This is a genomic window from Sphingosinicella microcystinivorans (assembly GCF_027941835.1).
Lineage (GTDB): Bacteria > Pseudomonadota > Alphaproteobacteria > Sphingomonadales > Sphingomonadaceae > Sphingosinicella.
This window is the reverse complement of record NZ_CP116005.1, coordinates 458,752-474,419: the sequence shown is the minus strand read 5'-3', so window position 1 is coordinate 474,419 and position 15,668 is coordinate 458,752. Positions and strand designations below refer to the sequence as shown.

The following is a 15,668-nucleotide window of genomic DNA, read 5'->3' as shown; positions in this document are numbered from 1 at the left end:
GACATGTGGGGCGGCCGCTTCGCCGAAGGGCCGTCGGCAGTCATGCGCGACATTAATGTCTCCATCGGCGTGGACAAGCGCCTGTGGCGTCAGGACATCGCGGGCAGCCGCGCGCACGCGGCGATGCTGGCGGCGGCGGGCATCCTCTCCGCCGAAGATGCCGCCGCCATCGCGAAGGGTCTCGACGCCATCGAGGCCGAATATGCGGCGGGCGGTCTCGTCGAGAACGCCGCGCTCGAAGACATACACATGCACGTCGAGGCGCGGCTGAAGGAGATCATCGGCGAGCCCGCCGGGCGCCTCCACACGGCGCGCTCGCGCAACGATCAGGTGGCGACCGATTTCCGCCTCTGGGTGCGGGGCGCCATCGACGCCGTCGACGCGGGGCTCGCAGGCTTCCAGACCGCGCTGCTCGCCCGCGCGGAGCAGCACGCGGCGGACGTGATGCCCGGCTTCACGCACCTCCAGACCGCGCAGCCGGTCACGCTGGGTCATCACCTGATGGCCTATCACGAGATGGCGCGGCGCGACCGCGGCCGCTTCGCCGATGCGCGCAGGCGCATGAACGAATCGCCGCTCGGCGCCGCTGCGCTTGCGGGCACGTCGTTCCCGGTCGACCGCCACGCGACCGCGCAGGCGCTCGGCTTCGACCGGCCCATGGCGAACAGCCTCGATGCCGTGTCCGACCGCGACTTCGCGCTGGAATTCCTGTCGGCGGCGGCGATGGCGGGGCTGCACCTGTCGCGGCTTGCCGAGGAGATCATCGTCTGGGCGAGCCAGCCCTACGGCTTCGTGAAGCTGCCGGACGCCTTCTCGACCGGCTCGTCGATCATGCCGCAGAAGCGCAATCCGGACGCCGCCGAGCTGGTGCGGGCGAAGGCCGGACTGTTCCTCGGCGCATACCAGCGCCTCGCCGTCATCATGAAGGGCCTGCCGCTCGCCTATTCGAAGGACATGCAGGACGACAAGGCGCCGGTGTTCGAGGCCTTCGACACGCTTGCGCTCTGCCTCGCGGCGATGACCGGCATGGTCGAGACGATCACCTTCGACACCGCCCGGATGCGCGCGGCGGCGGGCACCGGCTTCTCCACCGCGACCGACCTTGCCGACTGGCTGGTGCGCGAGGGCGGCGTGCCGTTCCGCGAGGCGCACCACGTCACCGGCCGCTGCGTCGCGGCGGCGGAGGCGGCGGGGTGCGACCTCGCCGACCTGCCTTTGGAGACGCTGCGCGGCGTCGATGCCCGCATCGATGCACGCGTCTACGGCGTGCTCACCGTCGACGCCTCGGTCGCGAGCCGCACCAGCTTCGGCGGCACGTCGCCCGCGAACGTGCGCGCCGCCGTCGCCGCTGCGCGGGAGGCGGGCGCATGAGGGCCGCGCTTCCCGTGCTGCTGCTGAGCCTTGCCGCGTGCGGCGCCAAGGGGCCGCTCGCGTGGCCCGAGGGCGGGCCGCCCGCGCCGCCGCCGGGCGTGGAGGGGCCGCTCACCACCGAGAAGATGCTTGAGCCGCCGCCGCAGGCCGCGCCCGACCGCGTCGACGATCCGGTCCGCCGCTCGGAGGAACGGCGCGACGACGAATTCGATCTGCCGCCGGGGCGCTGATGGACCATTTCGAGCACAGGAACGGCCGCCTGATGGCCGAGGATGTCGACGTGGCCGCGCTCGCGGAGGCCGTCGGCACGCCCTTCTACTGCTATTCCTCGGCGACGATCGAGCGCCACTTCACCGTGTTCCGCGATGCGGTCGCGGGCACCGGCAATGCCGATCCGCTCGTCGCCTATGCGGTGAAGGCGAACTCCAATCAGGCGGTGATCGCGACGCTCGCGCGGCTCGGCGCGGGGGCGGACGTGGTCTCGCTCGGCGAGATGAAGCGGGCGCTCGCGGCGGGCGTGCCTGCCGAGCGCATCGTCTTCTCGGGCGTCGGCAAGACGGCGGAGGAGATGGAAGCCGCCATCCGGGCGGGCGTCTACCAGATCAACCTCGAATCGCTGCCCGAGGCGGAGACGCTGTCGGAGGTCGCGGTGCGCATGGGCCGCACCGTGGCGGTGGCGTTCCGCGTCAATCCCGATGTCGATGCGGGCACGCACGCCAAGATCTCGACCGGCAAGGCCGAGAACAAATTCGGCATCCCCATCGACACCGCCCGCGAGGCGTTCGCGCGCGCAGGCGCGCTGCCCGGCATCGAGCCCGTCGGCGTCGCGCTCCACATCGGCAGCCAGCTCACCGATCTCGCGCCGCTGGAGCGCGCGTTCACCCGCCTCGGCGAACTGATCGCGGACCTGCGCGCGGCGGGCTTCACGGTCAGCCGCGCCGATCTCGGCGGCGGCCTCGGCGTGCCCTATGCGGCGCACACGCCCGGCCCGCCGCTGCCGGAGGCCTACGGCGCGATGGTCGCGCGCGTCACCGCCGGGTGGGACGTGCGCCTCACCTTCGAGCCGGGCCGCGTCATCGTCGGCAACGCGGGCGTGCTCGTCTCGCGCGTCATCCGCGTGAAGAGCGGGGCGACGACCGATTTCGTCATCATCGACGCGGCGATGAACGATCTCCTCCGCCCCAGCCTCTACGATGCCTGGCACGACATCGCTTCGGTCGAGCAAAAGCCGGAACGCATGACTGCGACCGTCGTCGGCCCGGTGTGCGAAACCGGCGACACGTTTGCGGAAGGCCGTGAGATTCCGGCGGTGGAGGCCGGCGATCTGGTCGTATTCCGCACCGCGGGCGCCTATGGTGCGGCGATGGCTTCGACCTACAATTCCCGTCTGCTGACGCCCGAGGTGCTGGTGAAGGGCGACAAGTGGGCGCTGGTGCGGCCGCGCGGCACGATCGAGGACCTGATCGCGCAGGACCGCGTGCCGAACTGGATCGGATAGCGCGATGACCGCACCCGCCTCGCAGCAAGCCTTCCTTGCCGCGATGCGCGTGCCGCTCGCCCGCGCCGGCATCGTCCTTGCCGTCGAGCGCGCGCTGCCGCGCGAGCTTGGCCTCGCGCTCACGCTCTGGCTGCTCTGGATCGCGGCGGCGCTGCTCGGCCTCACGCAGGCTTTGCCGGGGATGCTGCGCGTCGCGCTGCTCGCGCTGCTGATCGTCGGCAGCGTCGCCCTTGCCGTCCGCGCGGCATGGCGCATCGGCATCCCCACGTCCGCCGCGCGCCGGGCGCGGCTGGAGCGGGGCGGCGGGCTCAGCCGCGGCGCGCTCGCGCTCGTCGCCGATGCGCCTGCAAGCGACCCGGACGCCTTCGCGGCCGCGCTTTGGAGCCGCGCGCTCGCCGATGCGCGCACGTTGCGTCCGCGCCTCGGCCGTCTCGAATGGCGACCCTCGCTCGAAACCCGTTATGGTCTCTGGCCGCTTCTCGGCACGGCGCTGTTCCTCGGCCTGATGCTCGCGAAGGCGGAGGCGCCGTCGCGGCTTGCGGCGGCCTTCTCGCCGTGGCCGACGACGCTCGAAGGCGTGCGCGTCGCGGTGACGCTGGAGCCGCCGGCCTACGTGGGCGCGCCGCCGCGCCGGCTCGATCTCGCGGGCGGCGCGGACGCGGCGCTCGACGGGCTTGCCGCGAGCCGCGTGACGATCCGCGTCGAGGGCCTCGAAGGGGGCTGGCACGTTGCCGGACCCGGCGTCGACGTGGCGGCGGAGGACGGCCGCGTGTCCTTCCCGCTGGCGCGCGCGGGCGAATACAGCGTGCAGCAGGGTGCGCGCCGCATCGCTGCGCTCGATCTCTCGCTCGCCGCCGACCTCAGGCCCGCGATCCATTTCGACGGCGACCCCGCCGTCACGCCCACGGGCGCGCTTCGTCTCGGTTTCCGCCTGCGCGACGACCACGGCGTGTCCGCGCTGTCGCTGCGTCTCCGGCGCGGCGAGGAGGTGCGCGACGTCGACCTCGAAACGCGTGTGCCGCCCGGCCGGGGCAGCGTCTTCGCCGATCTGACGCCGCATCCGTTCGCGGGATCGAGCGTCGAGCTGATGCTCGTCGCGACCGACGGCGCCGGGCAGCAGGGCGTGTCGCCGCCCATCCGCATCACCTTGCCGCAGCGCCGCTTCGCCAATCCGCTCGCGCGCGAGATCGTCGCGGTGCGCGCCGACCTGCTCGCGGGCGCGCAGCGGAGCGGCGTGGCCCGCCGCCTCTCGGCGCTGGCCGGCGACCACCCGGCCTATCAGGACGATCTCGGCGTGTTCGCCGGGCTGCGCGCCGCGACGTGGCGCCTGGTGCACGACACGCGCAAGGATGCGAGGGAAAGCATCGCCGCGCTGCTCTGGGACATCGCCACCGACCTCGAGGACGGCGGCGCGACGCAGGCGATGGACGCGATGCGCCGCGCGATGGAGGACCTCGCGCGCGGCCTCGGCGCGGGCGACGACCGCTCGCTCGCCGCGATGGCGGACCGGCTGGAAGCCGCGATGAACGAATATCTCAGCCGCCAGATCGCCGCGGCGCTCGCCGAGGGCGGCGCGCAGCCGCCGTCTTCCGGCGGCGGCACCGGCGCGTCGGTGGACCTCGGCTTCCTCGACCAGATGTTCGCGGACCTGCGCGACCGGCTGGCGGCGGGCGACAAGGCGGGCGCGGCGGAAGCGCTCGCCAACCTTCGGCAGCTGATGGAGACGATCCGCTTCGGCAGCGCCGCGCCCGACCCCGAGGCGCAGGCCCGCGCCGCCGCCGCCGCGGAGGCCGCGCAGGCGCTTCGCGCGATCGAGGCGCGGCAGGGCGCGCTCCGCGACGCGACCGTTGCCGACATGATCGAGGCCTCGTTCGGAAACGACGGCGGCCTGCGCGAGAACGCGCCGCCGCAGCGCGCGCTGGGGGCGGACACCGAAGCGCTCGTCAAGCAGTTCGGCGCGGCCGGGATGCCCGCCCCGCAGCCGCTCGGCGCCGCCGCGAAGGCGATGGCGGAGGCGGCGCGCGCGCTCGGCGCCGGGGACGCGGGCGGTGCGATCCGCGCGCAGACGCGGGCGCTCGATCTGCTCCGGCAGGCGGCGAACGCGGCGGAAGCGGCGGCGCAGCGCATGGCGCAGGCGGCGGGTGCCGGGGCGATGCAGCCGGGCGCGGCGGGCTCCGGGCTCGATCCGCTCGGGCGTCCGGGCACGGGGTTCGGGCAGGGCGCGGTCAAGCTGCCGGATCAGGCGGACATGCGGCGTATCCAGCAAATCCGCAAGATTCTCGAGGAACGCGCAAGCGACCCCTCGCGTTCGGAAGAGGAACGGGGCTATTACCTCAGGCTTCTCAAGCGGTTCTAGACCGCGATCGTTTCAGGCTGAATCGGCCTGAAACGTGAATCGCTGTCTGGACTATAGGTCGGGAGTGACGATGCGTAAGGTTCGGACGGCGGTGTTTCCCGTGGGTGGTCTCGGAACGCGGTTCCTGCCCGCGACCAAGGCGATGCCCAAGGAGATGCTGCCCGTCGTCGACAGGCCGCTCATCCAGTACGCCGTCGACGAGGCCGTCGCGGCGGGCATCGAGCAGATGATCTTCGTCACCGGCCGCGGCAAGAACGCCATCGAGGACCATTTCGACCGGCATTTCGAGCTCGAGGCGACGCTCGGCGAACGCGGCGCGGACGAGGTGCTGGCGCAGCTCGAAGACACGCGCTTCGCGGCGGGCACCATCGCCTACGTCCGCCAGCGCGAGCCGCTCGGGCTCGGCCATGCCGTCTGGTGCGCGCGCCACCTCATCGGCGACAATCCGTTCGCGGTGCTGCTGCCGGACGAGCTGCTCTGGAACCCGGCCCGGCCCTGCCTGAAGGCGATGGTCGAGGCCCACGCCGAGGTCGGCGGCAACATCATCGGCGTGCTCGACGTGCCGCGCGAACACACGCACCGCTACGGCATCGTCTCGCCGGGCGCCGAGAAGGGCGTGCTCACCGAGGTACTCGGCCTCGTCGAGAAGCCGAGGCCGGAGGATGCGCCGTCGACGATGGCCGCGATCGGCCGCTACATCCTCGAACCCGCCGTCATGGACAAGCTGGAAGCACGGAAGCGCGGCGCGGGCGGCGAGATCCAGCTGACCGACGCGATGGCGGAGCTGATCGGCGGCGCGCCGTTCCATGCCATGCGCTTCGAAGGCACGCGCTACGATTGCGGGGACAAGGCCGGGTACGTGACGGCGAACATCGCGCTCGCGCTCGAACGCGAGGACATCGGGCCGGAGGTGAGGGCGTGGATCGACGCGAACCTGCGCTGACGCCGCCGTCCGGCCTCGTGCCGCCGACGCTCGGGCGCTTCGCGCTCGAGGTGAAGGCCGTGCCGGAACTCTGCCGTTTCGCCATGAAGGGGCGGACGCAGGGTCTGCCCAAGGGCGACGGCCATCCCGTGCTGGTGTTTCCGGGCTTCCTCGCGGGCGATGCGTTCACGTGGCCGCTGCGCCGCCGCCTCACCGCGCTCGGCTACTGGAACGCCGGGTGGCGCTTCGGCACCAACCTCGGCCTGAAGCCCGGCCTGCTCGCGCAGATGGTGCATTATGTGAAGTCCGTGCACGCCGGGCAGAAGCGCAAGGTGAGCCTCGTCGGCTGGAGCCTCGGCGGGCTCTACGCGCGCGAGATCGCCAAGCGCATCCCGGACCGCGTGCGCCTGATCGTGACGCTGGGGACGCCCGCCGCGCGCGACCTCCACGCCAACAACGCGTGGCGGCTCTACGAGCGGCTGAACGACCACACGGTGGACGCCCCGCCGATCGAAACCGATCTCCTCGAGCTGCCGCCGGTGCCGGTGACGGCGATCCTGACGCCGTTCGACGGCATCGTCGCGCCGGGCAGCGCCGACATCGGCAGCGGCCCGACATGGGAGACGCTGACCGTCGGCGGCACGCATATCGGGCTTGCGTGGAACGCCGACGTGGTCCGCATCGTCGCGGACCGGCTGGCGCAGCCGGACGGGGACTGGTCGCCCTATCGGCCGCGCATCTGATTCGGTTTCATGCTATGCTGCGGCCTTCGACAGGGGAGGAACGCAGATGCGCCGTTTCCTGATCGCCGCCGCCGCGCTTGCATCCGCGCCCGCGGCGGCGGCCGATCTCGCGTGGATGAGCGGGTGCTGGCAGCAGACGCAGGACGACCGCTGGACCGAGGAATGCTGGACCGTGCCGCGCGCCGGGCAGTTGATGGGGTCGGGCCGCGCCGGCGATGCGTCGGGCGTGCGCAGCTTCGAGTTCATGCGCATTGCCCCCGGCGAGGACGGGGTTCCCGTTTTCTGGGGCGCGCCGGGCGGCAGCCCGGCAGTGCCGTTCCGGCAGGTCGGCACCGGCGCGCGCGAGGTCGTGTTCGAGAACCCCGCCCACGATTTCCCGACACGCGTGCGCTACTGGCGTGACGGCGAGACGCTGAACGCGGAAATCTCGGGGCGGGAGGGCACGAAGCCCATGTCGTGGCGCTTCGTCAGGATGTGAGTGCCTCTCCCGCTTGCGGGAGAGGGAGGGGCCCGCCGCAAAGCGGTGGGAGGGTGAGGGAGAGCCGCCCTCACCAACGTCGCCTATGGCCTTCGGCCAACGCTCCGTATCCTCTCCCGCGGGCGGGAGAGGAATGTCCACTCAGTTCGCGGCGACCGCCTGCATCGCCTCGTAGCGGGCGACCTGCTTCTCGGCGACGGCGCGCTCGACGTCGGACTTCGCGAGGCGCACGTCCTCGCGCGCGTCGGAGAGTCTCTTCGAAACCTCGTCCGCCCTGATCTCCGCGACCGGCACGGCGTTCTCGGCGAGGATGGTGAGGCCGCTGTCGTTCACCTCGGCGAAGCCGCCGTCGATGAAGATGCGCGTCGCCGGGCTGCTTGCCGTCTCATAGACCTCGATCGCGCCGGGGCGGATCGTCGACATGAAGGGCGCATGGCCGGCGAGCACGCCGAAGTCGCCTTCCGTGCCCGGCACGACCACCATGTGGACGTCGCCGGAGCGCAGAAGCCGCTCGGGGCTCACCAGTTCGAAGTGGAGGTTGTCCGCCATTTAGGCCGCTTCCGCCGCCATCTTCTTGGCCTTCTCGACCGCCTCGTCGATGCCGCCGACCATGTAGAAGGCCGCTTCCGGCAGGTGGTCGTACTCGCCGTCGACGACCGCCTTGAACGACTTCACCGTGTCCTCGATCGCCACGAACTTGCCGGGGATGCCGGTGAAGACTTCCGCGACGTGGAACGGCTGCGACAGGAAGCGCTGGATCTTGCGGGCGCGGCTGACGGTCAGCTTGTCCTCTTCCGAAAGCTCGTCCATGCCGAGAATGGCGATGATGTCCTGAAGCGACTTGTACTTCTGGAGGACTTCCTGAACGCGCCGGGCCGTCTCGTAGTGCTCCTGGCCCACGACGCGCGGCTCGAGCACGCGCGAGGTCGAGTCGAGCGGATCGACGGCCGGGTAGATGCCGAGCTCCGAGATGGCGCGCGACAGCACGGTCGTCGCGTCGAGGTGGGCGAACGAGGTGGCGGGCGCCGGGTCGGTGAGGTCGTCGGCGGGCACGTAGATGGCCTGCACCGAGGTGATCGAGCCCTTGTTCGTCGAGGTGATGCGCTCCTGAAGCTGGCCCATGTCCGTCGACAGCGTCGGCTGGTAGCCCACCGCCGAAGGAATGCGGCCGAGCAGCGCCGACACTTCCGAGCCCGCCTGCGTGAAGCGGAAGATGTTGTCGACGAAGAACAGCACGTCCTGGCCTTCGACGTCGCGGAAATACTCGGCGATCGTCAGGCCCGACAGGGCGACGCGCGCGCGGGCTCCCGGCGGCTCGTTCATCTGGCCGAACACGAGGGCGACCTTGGAGCCTTCCGGCGTCGGGTTGCCGTCGGCGTCCTTGGCGATAACGCCCGCGTCGAGGAACTCGTGATACAGGTCGTTGCCCTCGCGGGTGCGCTCGCCGACGCCCGCGAACACCGAGGTGCCGCCGTGGCCCTTGGCGATGTTGTTGATGAGCTCCTGGATGAGCACGGTCTTGCCGACGCCCGCGCCGCCGAACAGGCCGATCTTGCCGCCCTTCGCGTAGGGCGCGAGCAGGTCGATGACCTTGATGCCGGTGACGAGGATGCTCGTCTCGGTCGACTGGTCGACGAACAGCGGGGCCTCGGCGTGGATCGGGGCGGTCGCGGTGGCGTTCACCGGGCCGCGCTCGTCGATCGGCTCGCCGATGACGTTGAGGATGCGGCCCAGCGTCTGCGGGCCGACCGGCACGCTGATCTGCGCGCCCGTGTCCGTCACTTCCTGGCCGCGCGTCAGGCCGTCCGTCGCGTCCATGGCGATGGTGCGGACCATGCTCTCGCCGAGGTGCTGCGCGACCTCGAGGACGAGGCGCTTGCCCTGGTTCTGCGTCTCCAGCGCCGAAAGGATCGCCGGCAGGTCTTTTTCGAACTGCACGTCGACGACGGCGCCGATCACCTGCGCGACGCGGCCGATGTTGTTGGTCGTCTTGGCCATGGGTCTGTTCCTTGCCTTCGTATCTGACTAGAGCGCCTCGGCGCCCGAAATGATCTCGACGAGTTCGGTGGTGATCGCCGCCTGGCGCTGCCGGTTGTACTGGATCGACAGGCGGTTGATCATGTCGCCGGCGTTGCGCGTGGCGTTGTCCATCGCGGTCATGCGGCTGCCCTGCTCCGACGCGGCGTTTTCCAGCAGCGCGCGGAAGAGCTGGACCGAGAGGTTGCGCGGCAGCAGGTCGGCGAGGATCGCCTCCTCGTCCGGCTCGTACTCGACAGCGCCCGAAGCCCCCGCCGCCGCCTCGCCGCCGCCGGTCTCGACCGGAACGGGGAGGACCTGCTGCTCGGTCGGCTCCTGCACCAGCGCCGACTGGAACTTCGCGTAGTAGAGGTAGGCGACGTCGAACTCGCCCGCCTCATAGCGCGCGGCGATGTCGTCGGCGATCGGCGCGGCGTGCTCGAAACCGATCTGCTTGACGCCCGCGAACTCGGTGGAGGCGATGATCGTGCCGGGGAACAGGCGGCGGATGACCGCGCCGCCCTTCTTGCCGACGAGGTAGAACTTCACCGTCTTGCCCGCATCGACCAGCGCCTGCGCGCGCTGGCGCGCCGCCTTCACGATGTTCGCGTTGAACGCACCGGCAAGGCCGCGGTCCGACGTGCAGACGACGAGGAGATAGGTTTCTTGCCTACCCGTGCCGGTCAGCATCTTCGAGGTCTGCGGCCCCGGCGTGACGCGTGCGCCGAGCGAGGCGACGACCGCCTCGATCCGGCTTGCGTAGGGACGGCCCGCCTCGGCGGCTTCCTGCGCGCGCCGCAGCTTGGCGGCGGCCACCATCTTCATCGCCTTCGTGATCTTCTGGGTCGATTTGACCGAGGCGATCCGGAGCTTGAGGGATTTGAGGCTTGCCATCCAGTGTCGGCCTTATGCGAAGGTCCGCACGAATTCCTTGAGGATTTCGTGCAGCTTGGCCGTGGTTTCGTCCGAAAGCGCACCCGTGTCGCGGATGTCCTTCAGCACCGCGCCGTGGTTGGCGCGGAGGTCGGAGAGGAGGGCGCTCTCGAAGCGCGTCACCGCGTTCACGGGCACGCCGTCGAGGTAGCCGTTCACGCCCGCGAAGATCGAGGCGACCTGCTCTTCCACCGGCATCGGCGAGAACTGCGGCTGCTTCAGAAGCTCGGTGAGGCGCGCGCCGCGGTTGAGCAGCCGCTGCGTCGAGGGGTCGAGGTCTGAGCCGAACTGCGCGAACGCCGCCATTTCGCGGTACTGCGCAAGCTCCAGCTTGATCGAGCCCGCGACCTTCTTCATCGCCTTGGTCTGCGCGGCGGAACCGACGCGGCTGACCGAGAGGCCGACGTTGATGGCCGGGCGGATACCCGCGTTGAACAGGTCGGTTTCAAGGAAGATCTGGCCGTCGGTGATCGAGATCACGTTCGTCGGGATGTAGGCCGACACGTCGCCCGCCTGCGTCTCGATCACGGGGAGCGCCGTCAGCGAGCCGTTGCCGTTCGCGTCGTTGAGCTTCGCGGCGCGCTCCAGAAGGCGCGAGTGGAGGTAGAACACGTCGCCCGGATAGGCTTCGCGGCCCGGCGGACGGCGCAGCAGCAGCGACATCTGGCGGTAGGCGACGGCCTGCTTGGAAAGGTCGTCGTACACGATCACGGCGTGCATCCCGTTGTCGCGGAAATACTCGCCCATCGCGCAGCCCGTGTAGGGCGCGAGGAACTGCAGCGGCGCCGGCTCCGAAGCCGTGGCGGCGACGACGATCGAGTATTCCATCGCGCCGTTCTCTTCGAGCGCGCGCACGATCTGCGCGACGGTCGAGCGCTTCTGCCCGATGGCGACGTAGATGCAGTAGAGCTTCTTCGATTCGTCGCCGCTGGCGTTGATCGTCTTCTGGTTGATGAACGTGTCGAGCGCGACGGCGGTCTTGCCGGTCTGGCGGTCGCCGATGATCAGCTCGCGCTGGCCGCGGCCCACGGGGACGAGCGCGTCGAGCGCCTTGAGGCCGGTCTGCACCGGCTCGTGCACCGACTTCCTCGGGATGATGCCCGGCGCCTTCACCTCGACGAGGCGGCGCTCGGTGGCTTCAATGGGTCCCTTGCCGTCGATCGGGTTGCCGAGCGCGTCGACGACGCGGCCGAGCAGGCCCTTGCCGACCGGCACGTCGACGATGTCGCCGGTGCGCTTGACGGTGTCGCCTTCCTTGATCGACGCGTCCGAGCCGAAGATCACGACGCCGACGTTGTCGACCTCGAGGTTCAGCGCCATGCCCTTGATGCCGCCCGGGAACTCGACCATCTCGCCCGCCTGGACGTTGTCGAGGCCGTGGACGCGCGCGATGCCGTCGCCGACCGACAGCACCTGCCCGACTTCCGAGACCTGCGCCTCGGTGCCGAAGTTGGCGATCTGATCCTTGATGATGGCCGAAATCTCGGCGGCGCGGATATCCATCTTGCCTTAGCCTTTCATCGCCTGCGCCATCGCGCCAAGCTTGGTACGGATTGAACTGTCGATCATGCGGCTGCCGACCTTGACGACGAGGCCGCCGAGGATGGCGGGGTCGACATTGACGTCGAGCGCCACGTCGCGGCCGAGGCCGGTCTTGAGCTTCGCCCTCAGCGCGTCCTGCTGCTTCGCCGTCAGCGCGTGGGCCGACGTGACCTCTGCGGTGACTTCGCCCCGGTGGGCGGCGGCAAGGCCGTTGTAGTCGCGGATGATCGCGGGAAGCGCGCCGAGGCGGCGGTTCCCGGCGAGCACGCCGAGGAACTTCGCGGTCAGCGGGTCGAGCTTCAGCGCCTTGGCGACGGCGGCGACGGCCTTCGCGGCCTCGTCGCGGCCGACGCGCGGCGACTGCGTCAGCGCCCGGAAATCGCCCGATTCGGTGAGCGCGGCGCGCACCGCCGCAAGGCTCGTCTCGACGGCCTCGATGGCCTTGCCGTCACGGGCGAGGTCGAACAGCGCGGTGGCGTAACGCCCCGAAAGCCCGTGCGCCCTGCTTCCTGTATTGCCGCCTGTATCCACGCGTCCTCTTGGGTCTCGTTCGGTGTAAGCCCGGATGTCGAATTGCCTGCGCATAAACGAAAAGGGCGCGCGAAAGCACCCCCTTCACACCGGCGGGCGCCGACTAGCACGCACCCCTTCATGTTGCAAGGCAGCACGAGGCGGAAAACGCAGCCCGCCGGGCGCGCGACGAAATGCCCGCATCGCGCGCCGAAAAAGCGCCGCGCGTCGGCGATTGTTCATCGGGATGGGGGTAAGAGTGGGGCGTGTCTTCCGCCGGAGGGTTGCCGCCTTGCGTACCATTCGATCTGCGCCCGCCCGATTTCTCCTGCCGCTCGCCCTGCTGTCCTTCGGGCTGCTGCTCCCGGCGTGCATCGCGCGCACGGCGGTCGACGTGGTGACGCTGCCCGTGAAGGCGGCGAGCGCCGGCGTCGATGCCGTCACCACCAGCCAGTCGGAGGCCGACGAGAAGCGCGGCCGCGAGATCAGGAAGCAGGAGGAGCGCGTCGGCAAGGCCCGCCGCAAGTGCGACGCCGCCCGGAAGCGCGGCGAATACGACGAGAAATGGTGCCCCGTTGCCGCCGAGGGCGTGCGGTATTGAGGCGTGCGTCCCTCTGTCAGGCGGTTTTCAGGTTTCCCCCTCCGGCGTGAACGCCAGCGACACGCCGTTGATGCAGTGGCGCTTGCCGGTAGGGAGGGGACCGTCGTCGAACACGTGGCCGAGGTGCCCGCCGCAGTGTCCGCACAGCAGCTCGGTGCGGATCATGCCGTGGCTGTGGTCGGGGCGCTCGATGATCTCGCCCGCCGCGCGCGTGAAGCTCGGCCAGCCGCAGCCGCTGTCGAACTTGTCGGCGGAGCGGTAGAGCACGGCGCCGCAGCCCGCGCAGACGAATTCACCTTCGCGCTTCTCGGCGTTGAGCGGGCTCGACCACGGCCGCTCCGTGCCCGCCTCGCGCAGCACGCGGTACTGCTCGGGGGTCAGCCGCGCCTGCCATTCGGTGTCGGTCAGCTTGCTTTTCATCGCCTTCGTCCCGTCATGCGTCATCACCCTATATAGAGGGCGTCACACGAAGCTGTAGGGGTCTATATCGACCGCGACGCGCACGTTCCGGGGCACCTCGACGCTCCCCAGCCAGTCCGCGATCAGCCCCTGCACGTCCGCGCGCCGCGCGGCGTGGACGAGCAGCCGGTGCCGGAAGCGCCCGCGCAGCAGCGAGAGCGGCGCGGGTGCGGGGCCGAGGATGGTGAGGCCGTCTATGCCCGTCGGTGCGGCGCGGCCGATGGCGCGCGCCGTGTCCGCGACCTCCCGCTCGTCAGGCCCCGAAACGATGATCGCGGCGAGCCGCCCGAACGGCGGCATGGCGGCGGCGCGGCGGGCCTCCGTCTCGGCCGCGTAGAAGCCCGGCGCGTCGCCCGCCACGAGCGCGGCGAGCACCGGCGCCTCGGGCTGGTGCGTCTGGATATAGACGTGCCCCGGCTTCTCCCCGCGCCCCGCGCGGCCCGCCACCTGGCTGATCTGCTGGAAGCTGCGCTCGCCCGCGCGGAGGTCGCCGCCCTTGAGCGCAAGGTCCGCATCGACGACGCCGACCAGCGTCAGCTCGGGGAAGTGGTAGCCCTTGGTGATGAGCTGTGTGCCGATGAAGATGTCGATCTCGCCCGCGAGCGCGCTGTCCACCAGCGCCTTCGCCTGCGCGGGCGAGTGGATCGTGTCCGAGGTGACGAGCGCGACGTTCGCGTCCGGGAACAGCGCCGAGACCTCCTCGGCGATTCGCTCCACACCCGGCCCGCAGGCGACGAGGCTGTGCGCCTCGCCGCATTCGGGGCAGGCTTCCGGCACGGCCTCGACGAGCCCGCAGTGGTGGCATTGCAGGCGCTTCACCAGCCGGTGCTCGACCATCCACGCCGTGCAATTGGGGCACTCGATGCGCGTGCCGCAATGGCGGCAGAGCGTCAGCGGCGCATAGCCGCGGCGGTTGAGGAACAGCAGCGACTGCTCGCCGCGCGCCAGCGTCGCCTTCATCGCTTCCACCAGCGGCGGCGCCAGCCAGCGGCCGTGCTCGGGCGGCGTGACGCGCAGGTCGATGGCCTCGATCCCGGGCATCTGCGCGCCGCCGAAGCGGCTCGGGAGTTCGAGGTGGCGGTAGCGGCCGCGCTGCACCTGCGCCAGCGTCTCGATGGCGGGCGTCGCGGTGGCGAGCACGATGGGGATGTCCTCGATCTGCGCGCGCATCACTGCGACGTCGCGCGCGTGATAGGGAACGCCATCCTCCTGCTTGAAGCTCGTCTCGTGCGCCTCGTCCACCACGATCAGGCGGAGGTCGGGGTAGGGGAGGAACAGCGCCGAGCGCGCGCCCACCACCACCTTCGCCGCGCCGCTCGCCGCCGCGCGCCACGCCGTGCGGCGCTCGGAGGACCTGAGGTCACTGTGCCACTGCACCGGCTTGCAGCCGAAGCGCGCCTCGAACCGCCGCAGGAACGGCTCGGTGAGCGCGATCTCGGGGAGCAGCACCAGCGCCTGACCGCCTGTCTCCAGCGCCGCCGCGACCGCCTCCAGATAGGTCTCGGTCTTGCCCGAACCGGTCACGCCGTCGAGCAGGAACGGCGCGAAATCCCGCGCCTTCACCGCCGCGATCAGCGCCGCAGCCGCAGCCTCCTGTTCCGCTTCCAGCACGGGCGGGCCGAAACCGGGGTCGGGCAGCGGCGGGGTTCGGTCCACCGACACCGTCACCGGCTCGATCGCCCCCGCCGAGATCAGCCCGCGAATCACCGCGTCCGACACGCCCGACCATTCGGCAAGCTCGCGCACCAGCCCCTGCGCGTCGCCGAGCGTCGAGAGCGCCGCCTCGCGCTTCTCCGTCATCCGCTCGGGAAGAATGCCCGAAACGCGATATTCGGTGACGGTGCGCGCGCCGTCGAGCGCCGCGGAGACGGAAAGCACCATCCGCAGCACGGCGGCGGGCGGCACGAGGTAGTAGGCCGCCACCCACTCGACGAGCCGCCGCACGCCCGCCGGGATCGGCGGCACCGGCGCCACGCCCAGGATCGGCCGCAGCTTCGCGTCCGCCACTTCCATCGTCGGCAGCCGTTCAGCCTCCCACACCACGCCGTGCAGCTCGCGCGGCCCCAGCGGCACGCGCACCACGCTCCCCACCGGCACGGCCTCTGCGGGCGCCCGGTAATCGAGCGGGCCGAGCGCGGCGTTGCGGGTGAGGACACGCAGACGGGAAACGGGGCGGGGGGCAGGCATCGCGCCCTTATGTAAGGCCTGCGCGGCGATGGCAAAGCCGCGCTATGGACGC

Annotated in this window: 15 protein-coding genes; 8 read left to right on the top strand and 7 right to left on the bottom strand. The window is 70.9% G+C overall.

Features of this window, described 5'->3' with window-relative positions:
- Nucleotides 1–3: 3 nt before the first annotated feature.
- From argH to PE061_RS02130, 7 genes are all read left to right on the top strand, one after another.
- The gene (gene argH / locus PE061_RS02160; RefSeq protein ID WP_271259110.1) at nt 4–1,371 is read left to right on the top strand and encodes an argininosuccinate lyase; all 1,368 of its coding nucleotides are present in this window, start codon (nt 4–6) and stop codon (nt 1,369–1,371) included.
- A complete protein-coding gene (locus PE061_RS02155) occupies nt 1,368–1,601 on the top strand; it encodes a lipoprotein (protein WP_271257586.1) in 234 nt (77 codons plus the stop codon). The genes argH and PE061_RS02155 overlap by 4 nt, the downstream gene beginning before the upstream one ends.
- Complete coding sequence (lysA, locus tag PE061_RS02150) at nt 1,601–2,869, top strand: diaminopimelate decarboxylase (protein ID WP_271257585.1); 1,269 nt, start codon at nt 1,601–1,603, stop codon at nt 2,867–2,869. The genes PE061_RS02155 and lysA overlap by 1 nt, the downstream gene beginning before the upstream one ends.
- A gap of 4 nt (nt 2,870–2,873) precedes the next feature.
- Nucleotides 2,874–5,225, top strand: a complete 2,352-nt coding sequence (locus PE061_RS02145) for a DUF4175 family protein (protein ID WP_271257584.1) — start codon at nt 2,874–2,876, stop codon at nt 5,223–5,225.
- Between the two features lie 70 nt (nt 5,226–5,295).
- Complete coding sequence (galU, locus tag PE061_RS02140; protein ID WP_271257583.1) at nt 5,296–6,168, top strand: UTP--glucose-1-phosphate uridylyltransferase GalU; 873 nt, start codon at nt 5,296–5,298, stop codon at nt 6,166–6,168.
- Nucleotides 6,144–6,890: an esterase/lipase family protein gene (locus PE061_RS02135; protein ID WP_271257582.1), complete on the top strand. Its 747-nt coding sequence runs from the start codon at nt 6,144–6,146 to the stop codon at nt 6,888–6,890. Before galU ends, PE061_RS02135 begins: the two co-directional genes overlap by 25 nt.
- Before the next feature lie 46 nt (nt 6,891–6,936).
- Nucleotides 6,937–7,368 (top strand): DUF6265 family protein, encoded by a 432-nt coding sequence (locus tag PE061_RS02130; RefSeq protein WP_271257581.1) that lies wholly within the window; start codon nt 6,937–6,939, stop codon nt 7,366–7,368.
- Between the two features lie 141 nt (nt 7,369–7,509).
- Here the strand turns inward: PE061_RS02130 and PE061_RS02125 are convergent, their stop codons facing one another.
- The 5 genes from PE061_RS02125 to PE061_RS02105 are packed head-to-tail and all read right to left on the bottom strand — an operon-like array spanning nt 7,510 to nt 12,444.
- Nucleotides 7,510–7,917 (bottom strand): F0F1 ATP synthase subunit epsilon, encoded by a 408-nt coding sequence (locus PE061_RS02125; protein ID WP_271257580.1) that lies wholly within the window; start codon nt 7,915–7,917, stop codon nt 7,510–7,512.
- A complete protein-coding gene (atpD, locus tag PE061_RS02120) occupies nt 7,918–9,366 on the bottom strand; it encodes a F0F1 ATP synthase subunit beta (protein WP_271257579.1) in 1,449 nt (482 codons plus the stop codon).
- A gap of 27 nt (nt 9,367–9,393) precedes the next feature.
- Nucleotides 9,394–10,278: a F0F1 ATP synthase subunit gamma gene (locus PE061_RS02115; protein WP_271257578.1), complete on the bottom strand. Its 885-nt coding sequence runs from the start codon at nt 10,276–10,278 to the stop codon at nt 9,394–9,396.
- A 12-nt stretch (nt 10,279–10,290) separates the two neighbouring features.
- Nucleotides 10,291–11,820: a F0F1 ATP synthase subunit alpha gene (atpA, locus tag PE061_RS02110; protein WP_271257577.1), complete on the bottom strand. Its 1,530-nt coding sequence runs from the start codon at nt 11,818–11,820 to the stop codon at nt 10,291–10,293.
- 6 nt (nt 11,821–11,826) lie between these two features.
- The gene (locus tag PE061_RS02105) at nt 11,827–12,444 is read right to left on the bottom strand and encodes a F0F1 ATP synthase subunit delta (protein ID WP_420794362.1); all 618 of its coding nucleotides are present in this window, start codon (nt 12,442–12,444) and stop codon (nt 11,827–11,829) included.
- A 217-nt stretch (nt 12,445–12,661) separates the two neighbouring features.
- Between PE061_RS02105 and PE061_RS02100 the strand changes: the two genes are divergently transcribed.
- Complete coding sequence (locus PE061_RS02100; RefSeq protein ID WP_271257575.1) at nt 12,662–12,970, top strand: hypothetical protein; 309 nt, start codon at nt 12,662–12,664, stop codon at nt 12,968–12,970.
- 27 nt (nt 12,971–12,997) lie between these two features.
- On the opposite strand, the gene msrB is transcribed toward PE061_RS02100, so the two are convergent.
- Together msrB and PE061_RS02090 are read right to left on the bottom strand one after the other, a co-directional pair.
- Nucleotides 12,998–13,390, bottom strand: a complete 393-nt coding sequence (msrB, locus tag PE061_RS02095) for a peptide-methionine (R)-S-oxide reductase MsrB (protein ID WP_271257574.1) — start codon at nt 13,388–13,390, stop codon at nt 12,998–13,000.
- Nucleotides 13,391–13,432: 42 nt separating this feature from the next.
- On the bottom strand, nt 13,433–15,616 hold the full coding sequence (locus tag PE061_RS02090; protein ID WP_271257573.1) for a primosomal protein N': 2,184 nt from the start codon (nt 15,614–15,616) through the stop codon (nt 13,433–13,435).
- Nucleotides 15,617–15,668: the final 52 nt, after the last annotated feature.

Excerpts from the sequence above, each read along its gene's own strand:
- argH (WP_271259110.1), top strand. The coding sequence starts at position 4 with ATGTGGGGCGGCCGCTTCGCCGAAGGGCCGTCGGCAGTCATGCGCGAC.
- PE061_RS02155 (WP_271257586.1), top strand. The coding sequence starts at position 1,368 with ATGAGGGCCGCGCTTCCCGTGCTGCTGCTGAGCCTTGCCGCGTGCGGC.
- lysA (WP_271257585.1), top strand. The coding sequence starts at position 1,601 with ATGGACCATTTCGAGCACAGGAACGGCCGCCTGATGGCCGAGGATGTC.
- PE061_RS02145 (WP_271257584.1), top strand. The coding sequence starts at position 2,874 with ATGACCGCACCCGCCTCGCAGCAAGCCTTCCTTGCCGCGATGCGCGTG.
- galU (WP_271257583.1), top strand. The coding sequence starts at position 5,296 with ATGCGTAAGGTTCGGACGGCGGTGTTTCCCGTGGGTGGTCTCGGAACG.
- PE061_RS02130 (WP_271257581.1), top strand. The coding sequence starts at position 6,937 with ATGCGCCGTTTCCTGATCGCCGCCGCCGCGCTTGCATCCGCGCCCGCG.
- PE061_RS02125 (WP_271257580.1), bottom strand. The coding sequence starts at position 7,917 with ATGGCGGACAACCTCCACTTCGAACTGGTGAGCCCCGAGCGGCTTCTG.
- atpD (WP_271257579.1), bottom strand. The coding sequence starts at position 9,366 with ATGGCCAAGACGACCAACAACATCGGCCGCGTCGCGCAGGTGATCGGC.
- PE061_RS02115 (WP_271257578.1), bottom strand. The coding sequence starts at position 10,278 with ATGGCAAGCCTCAAATCCCTCAAGCTCCGGATCGCCTCGGTCAAATCG.
- atpA (WP_271257577.1), bottom strand. The coding sequence starts at position 11,820 with ATGGATATCCGCGCCGCCGAGATTTCGGCCATCATCAAGGATCAGATC.
- PE061_RS02105 (WP_420794362.1), bottom strand. The coding sequence starts at position 12,444 with ATGCGCAGGCAATTCGACATCCGGGCTTACACCGAACGAGACCCAAGA.
- msrB (WP_271257574.1), bottom strand. The coding sequence starts at position 13,390 with ATGAAAAGCAAGCTGACCGACACCGAATGGCAGGCGCGGCTGACCCCC.
- PE061_RS02090 (WP_271257573.1), bottom strand. The coding sequence starts at position 15,616 with ATGCCTGCCCCCCGCCCCGTTTCCCGTCTGCGTGTCCTCACCCGCAAC.